This is a genomic window from Mycobacterium marseillense, assembly GCF_010731675.1.
GTDB lineage: Bacteria > Actinomycetota > Actinomycetes > Mycobacteriales > Mycobacteriaceae > Mycobacterium > Mycobacterium marseillense.
This window is the reverse complement of the sequence record NZ_AP022584.1, coordinates 625,570-632,229: the sequence shown is the minus strand read 5'-3', so window position 1 is coordinate 632,229 and position 6,660 is coordinate 625,570. Positions and strand designations below refer to the sequence as shown.

Below are 6,660 nucleotides of genomic sequence, written 5' to 3'. Positions count from 1 at the left end.
TGCGGCTTACTTGCCCGTACCCGAGTGCGCTGCCGCCAGCCTGTTCCGTAGAGACTTCGGCCGGATATCGGGCCAGCTCTGTTCGATGTACTCCAGGCACGCCGCGCGATCCGCTTCGCCGTAAACCATCCGCCAGCCATCTGGAATCTCGGCGAAAGCCGGCCACAGGCTGTGTTGCTCTTCGTCGTTGATCAAGACGAAAAAGGTGCCATTGTCGTCGTCGAACGGATTGATACTCACGAGTCCTCCAAAATTCGCTGTCGCACGAGCCGAACAGTTCAGTGCACTAACTTTTTTGACCGGCGCTCTAGGGCTGGGCGCCGAAACGGCCTAGGCGAAGTGCATGATCCAGAGCGTCGTGGGTTTCAATCCTGTTGTCAGGCTTATCAAGTCGGTAGCGTAGTCAGAGCCTGCACATAGAGTGGTCGGCGTGGGCCCGCCGAGTGGTGCCTCGTTCGGCGACAGCGAGATACTCACCGAAAATGGGTGCGTTGGCGCCGATTGCATTCCACAACAGCGTTTTTCGTCGAGGCTTCTAGATTCGGCGTTTACGCTTCCGTCAGGACGCGTTGGGGTTGTCGTCCCGGGCCCCCGCCAGATCCAGGTTGAGGAGCTGAACGAGCTGGTCGCGATGGTTGACGCCGAGTTTGGTGAACAGGCGGTACAGATGCCCTTCCACCGTGCGCACCGAAATCACCAGCCGGTCGGCGATCTGACGGTTGGACAACCCGGCCGCGACCAGCAGCACGATCTGACGCTCACGAGCACTGAAGGGAAGCGGGCGCGCTGCGGCCTCGAGCGCCGGTGTGCGCAATTCGCATTGCCCGGCCAGGGCGTGCGCCCACGTCGACGACTCGATCTCCTTGCGGCGGTTGCCCTGGCGGGCATGTTCGCTGGCCGCATGCGCCGACGCATCGGCGGCGAAACCCAGTGCGCCCAGATCAGCGAACTCATGTGCCGCGGCGTCGAGCAGGGCGGGGTCGCGTTGCGCCAGACCGCGGGCATGGTCGGCGACCGCCTGTGCCGATGCGGTGTTCATGATTCCGACGAGTTCCTCGACTCGCGCGGCCTGCCCACAATCCCCGAAACGAATGGATGCATGGCGTGCCCGCATTTCCGCGACGTGCATCCCGGCGGCTTGGGCGATTTGCGCCGCCCGCATCGCGTGCGTCTGGGCGGCCGTGGTGTCACCCGCGGCTGCTCGCTCCCAGGCCCGGGCGAGCTCCAGCTCGGGCAAGAACACCGCAACGTGGGGCCCATAGGCCTCCTCCGCACGTCTCAACGCCGCAGCGGCCGCTTCGCTGTCGCCCCGCGCGCCCTCGGCCTGGGCATGCAGCGCGGCCACCACCACCAACCACGGCGACGGAAAGCCTTGGGACAGTTGAGAGATCGACCGCCCCAAAGCGGCGCACGCCGACGACAGCTCACCGCGGGTGACGTGCACCAGCCCGAGCATCGCGTCGACCATGGCCTCGGCCGCGGGGAGACCCGCGGCCATCGCGGCGTAACGGCTGGCGATCCGGTCGGCCGCCGAATAATCACCGGCGGCCGTCGCGACCATGACCTCGGCCAGCCCGATAGCGAACCGCTGCGATCCCGCTTTGCAGAGCGTGGCCGCGCGTAGCCCGGCATCGGCTATGCGGCGGACGTCGGAAAACCGCCCCACCGCCACCAGAGCGCCGCACGTCGCGATCGCCACCCACACCGTCGCCATCGGCACTGCGTCCGAATCGCACAGGTGCGGTCCAAGTTCGATCGTCGTCTCAACGTCGCCGGAGAAGAACCCGATTGACAGCTGTAACGCATCGATCAGGCAGACGGCCGCCTCGGCTGAAACACTCGCCTTTACCTCGGCCAGTACGCGCGTAGCGGTTTCGACATCACCGCATCCCCATGCCAGGTTGGCAGCGCGCAGGCAGCCCCACCGCGCGATCATCGACTGGTCGACGTCATCGATGTCGACGTCGAGAAGGATGGCCTCGGCGTCCTCGCCGCGGCCCTGCCAACTCAGCGCCTCGGCCAGCACCAGTGCGGCGGGCAGACCACCGCCACGATCGAACGCGAACCTCGCCAACTGTTCGCCCAGCACCACATTCGACATCGCCAGCGCGCCTGCCGCCGCCTTCACGACCACATCGAGGTCGGGATCCAAGTCGCTTCGCATCATGAACTGGGCCAGCCGAATCCGGCTCCGCAGGTCTGACAACTGCGACCGCCGCGGTGGTCCACGCAGATGTCTTCTCAGGGTTTTCGCCAATAGGCCGTTGAGTTGCCGGACCCGCACCGTTCCCGCATACCGGATCGCCGCTTCACCGAGCATGGGGTGATTCAACTGCGCCAGCGTGTGGGATCCGTCTGCCACCAATTGAATGAGTCCGCGGCGCTCCAAAGTTGCCATCGCCTCGGCATCGCAGATATCACTCAAGTTCTCCCAGTCGAGCAACTCGGCGACGGCGAGGACCTCTACCACCTCGAGCTCCTCCGGGCTGAGCGATTGCAGCCGAAACTCCAACACGTCGCGAAGTTCGCGATCCGCATGCAGCGGACCCCGAAGTTGCCACCCCTCGTCCGTACAGACCAACGTCCCGTTTTCCCGCCCGGCGGTGAGAAAACCGCGCAGTAGCAACAAATTTCCGGCACTTCGCTCGAACAACTCGTCGACCAAGCCCGCGTCGACGGGGCCGCCCAAAACGGCGCCGGCCAATAACGCCGTCTGCTCGCGGGTGAACGGATCGATGCGCACGGTCAACAACATGCGTTCTTTCAACAACGCAGTCACCGCATCCAGCACCGGCTCACCGGATCGGATCGTCACGATCAACCGCGCACTGCGGCTGGCCGCGAGCTGGTTGACCAGCGTCGCCGACAACGGATCGAGCAACTGCGCGTCATCGACCACCACGACCAGGTTCTTGTCCTGACCCAACGTGTTATGCGCAGCGGCCAGCATCACCGCCGGCTCATGTCCCACCCCAAGGCTCACCACCCGCGAAAACGCGCCCAACGGAACGGCACAACCCGTCTGAGTGCCCAACGCGAATCGCACCGTACGGCCCGCTGACTCGACCGCCTTCGCCAGCATGCGCGCCAGCGTCGACTTGCCCACCCCACTCTCGCCGACCAGGGCCACCCCGACGAACTCTCCATTGTTCAGTGCCGCCACCGCGCGCCGGAACTCGTCATCGCGCGCCACCATGGGCCACGTCGAGCCATTCAAGCGCTGCATCGGATGACGCACCTCTCTACTCCCCCCGAGGTTCCGGCAAGGTCGGAGAAGTGGCTCCGGTCCTCTTGCCGTCCGCAACGAGCCGGTGCCGTTCTCATCTGCCGGACGAGACATTGTGAGTTCGCCGCCGCTACATAAAGCCTGAGCTCGCTGCCGCCAGATAAAGCCGGAAGAAATCAGACGAAGCCGAGGTCCTACCCGTGCGGCACAAGGTGAGCCGGTCCTCGAGGATCGGCGCGGCCGCCACTGCGGATCCCGACGGGTCGACATGGTGGTCGACGATCGCGACCATGCGCTTTTGACTGCCTCTCATGTGCGGGAGCGTATGGCCCCTGAAGCGGGCATCGTCGGCAACCACATCCAAGTGGAGTGGTACGCGCGCGCAGATAGAGTGTGGGCGCGTAGAACCGCAAGAGCCGTCAGCGAAAACTCAGCCAGTCCGAGGGTGATCGAGGCTCCGGTAACCCAGCGAGTCGTCACCGAGCACTGACAACTCCCGTCGCGTGGACGGCTCTTTGCGTGTCAGGCAGACGAGTTGGTCGCGGGTGTTGATGCCCAGTTTGGCGAAGATCCGGTAGAGGTGCCCTTCCACCGTGCGCACCGAAATCACCAGTCGGTTGGCGATCTCACGGTTGGACAATCCGGCGGCGACCAGCATCACGATCTGGCGCTCACGGCCACTGAACGGGAGCGGGGACGCCGCCGCTACCACCGCCGGCGTACGCGACCCGCATTGGCTGGCCAGCGCGTGCGCCCACGTCGACGACTCGAACTTCTCACCGCGTTCACCTCTGCGGGCATACTCGCCGGCCGCCTGCGCTGATGCGTCGGCGGCGAACGTCAAGGCGCCGAGATCAGCGAATTGCTGTGCGGCGGAATCGAGCAGACCGCCGTCATACTGCGCCAGCCCGCGCGCATGGTCGACAACCGCCTCGGCCAGGGCGGTGCTCAGGATGCGGGCAAGCCGCTCCAAGCGCCTGGCCTGCGAACGATCGCCGAACCGCACAGCCGCATGGCGTGCCCGCAGCTCGACCGCGTGCATCCTGGCTGCCTCCGCGATTTGCGCGGCTTGAACCGCATGCGTCTGGGCGGTCGCCGTGTCGCCGACAGACGCGCGCTCCCAGGCCCGGGCGAGCTCCAGCTCGGGCAAGAACACCGCGACATGCGGTCCGTAGGCCTTGTCCGCACGGCACAAGGCCGCAGCGGCCGCCAGGCTGTCTCCCCGCTCGCCCTCCGCCTGGGCATGGCGGGCGGCCACCAGGGCCAACCACGGCGACGGAAAACCCTGAGCGAACACCGCAACCGAGTCGACGAATGCGGCGCACGCTGACGCGAGCTCACCACGCGCAACCTGCACGAGCCCGAGCATCGCATCGACCATGGCCTTCGCTTCAGGAAGGCCGACGGCCATTGCGGCATAACGCTTATAGATCCGCTCTGCCGCACGGCCATCGCCGGCGGCGGTCGCGGCCATGACCTCCATCATCCCGATGTTGAATTGATGCGGCCCGAGGCCGCACAGCGGCGCCGCACGTAGCCCGAGGTCGGCTATGCGGCTGACGTCGGCAAACCGGCCCGCCGCCGCCAGGGCACCGCATGTGGGGAATGCCGCCCACACGGCCGCTATCGGCAACAAATCGGACTCACACAAACCCAGCCCGAGTTCGATAGTCGTCTCAACGTCGCCGCGGAAGTAGCCCATGGATACCTCGAGCGCGTTGATTAGCTGGGTGCCGGCCTCGGACGCCACCCGCTTCTTCACGTCATCGAGCGCCCGGGTGGCGGCTTCAACGTCTCCGCAGCCCCATGCCAAGTTGGCGGCGCGCAAGCATCCCCATCGCGCCATCAGCCACTCGTCGTCGCCGCTGGGTTCGGCGTCGACAAGCACGGAATCGGCTTCTTCGGCGCGTCCCTGCCAACTCACCGCCTCGGCAAGCACCAACGCGGCCGGCAAGCCACCACCACGATCGACCGCGAACCGTGCCAACTCCTCGCCCAGCGCGACGCTCGACATCGCCAGCGCGTCCGACGCTGCTTCGGCGACCAGGTTGAGGTCGGGCCTCACGTCGCTTCGCATCATGAACTGAGCCAACCGGATTCGGCCCTCCGGGCCGCGCAACTTGTGTAGTCGGCCCTCCGCCCGCTCATGTTTTTGGAGGGCTCGTGCCAATTTGCCGTTGAGTTGCCGAGACCGCACCATCCCGGAATGGCGGGTCGCCGCTTCACCGAGCGTGGGGTGATTCAACTGCGCGACGGTGTGGGACCCATCGGCAACCAACTGGATCAGACCGCGGCGCTCCAGAGCGGCCACCGCGTCGGCATCGCAGATATCACGCAGGATCTCCCACCTCAGCCGCTGGGCGGTGGCCAAGATCTCCACCACCTCCAACTCCTCTGGGCTCAGCGACAATAACCGAAACTCCAAAACATCACGAAGTTCACGATCGGCACGCAACGGACCCCGAAGTTGCCAGCCCTCCTCGGTGAGAACCAAGGCCCCGCTTTCCCGGCCCGCGATCAGAAAACCACGCAGTAGCAATGGATTTCCCGCACTGCCCTTGAACAGCTCATCAACCAAACGAAAATCGACCGGCCCACCTAGAACCGCACCCGCCAGCAGGGCGGTCTGCTCAGGGGTGAACGGATCGACGTGAACCGTCAGCAACAGGCGCTCTTTCAACAACGCGGTCACCGCATCCAGCACCGGCTCACCCGACCGGATCGTCACGATCAACCGAGCTCCGCCGCCGGCGGCAAGTTGATTAACCAAGGTGGCGGACAACGGATCGAGCAACTGGGCGTCGTCGACCACCACGACCAAGTTCTTGTCTTGACCCAAAGTGTTATGCGCAGCGGCCAGCATGATTGCCGGCTCGTGTGCCACCCCGAGGCTCACCACCCGGGAAAACGCACCCAGCGGCACAGCGTGACCGGTTTGGGTGCCCAAGGCGAATCGCACCGTACGTCCCGCGGACTCAACGGTTTTTGCCAGCATGCGCGCCAGCGTCGACTTACCTACCCCACTGTCGCCGACCAGCGCCACCCCGTGAAATTCGTCGCTGCTCAACGCCGCCAGCGACCGCCGCAGCTCTAGATCTCGCCCGACGATGGGCCAGGTCGACCGGACCTCCCCCGACACGTGAAAGCCCTAGCTCTGGCAAGGGCGTATCGGTGCCCTGAGGTTGAGAAAAGTTGCGTTCATAAAGCCACATCCCGTTGCGGTGACGTCTCATTGCTTAGTTGGGCCGATCGACCCAGCGGTAGCAGCTACACCACGCCTATGCGGCTCACTACGGTCACGAGTTGCCAATCGACGCAGCAGAAGGCCCGCTGACGGCTGCGCTGCTCGGCTCCTCGTATGCACCGGACCTCACTCCTTCTCTGGTCCAGTCGTTGCCAAAAAATATACGCCGATTTCACAACTTCAGCAAAGG

The 6,660-nt window shown here is 65.2% G+C and carries 4 protein-coding genes; all 4 read right to left on the bottom strand.

The annotated features are described in order from the left end of the window. Window positions 1–6: 6 nt before the first annotated feature. Entirely contained in the window at window positions 7–240 is a 234-nt protein-coding gene (locus G6N26_RS02885; protein ID WP_067169325.1) for an MbtH family protein, read from the bottom strand. 319 nt (window positions 241–559) lie between these two features. Then, a complete protein-coding gene (locus G6N26_RS02880) occupies window positions 560–3,226 on the bottom strand; it encodes a helix-turn-helix transcriptional regulator (protein ID WP_232067526.1) in 2,667 nt (888 codons plus the stop codon). Window positions 3,227–3,356: 130 nt separating this feature from the next. Continuing rightward, window positions 3,357–3,539 carry a hypothetical protein gene (locus G6N26_RS02875; RefSeq protein WP_083018424.1) on the bottom strand — a complete coding sequence of 61 codons (183 nt, stop codon included), beginning with the start codon at window positions 3,537–3,539 and terminating at the stop codon, window positions 3,357–3,359. A gap of 117 nt (window positions 3,540–3,656) precedes the next feature. Next, window positions 3,657–6,314: a helix-turn-helix transcriptional regulator gene (locus tag G6N26_RS02870; protein WP_083018480.1), complete on the bottom strand. Its 2,658-nt coding sequence runs from the start codon at window positions 6,312–6,314 to the stop codon at window positions 3,657–3,659. Window positions 6,315–6,660: the final 346 nt, after the last annotated feature.

Coding starts and splice junctions, on each gene's coding strand:
- G6N26_RS02880 (WP_232067526.1), bottom strand. CDS start 3,226: ATGCAGCGCTTGAATGGCTCGACGTGGCCCATGGTGGCGCGCGATGAC.
- G6N26_RS02875 (WP_083018424.1), bottom strand. CDS start 3,539: ATGAGAGGCAGTCAAAAGCGCATGGTCGCGATCGTCGACCACCATGTC.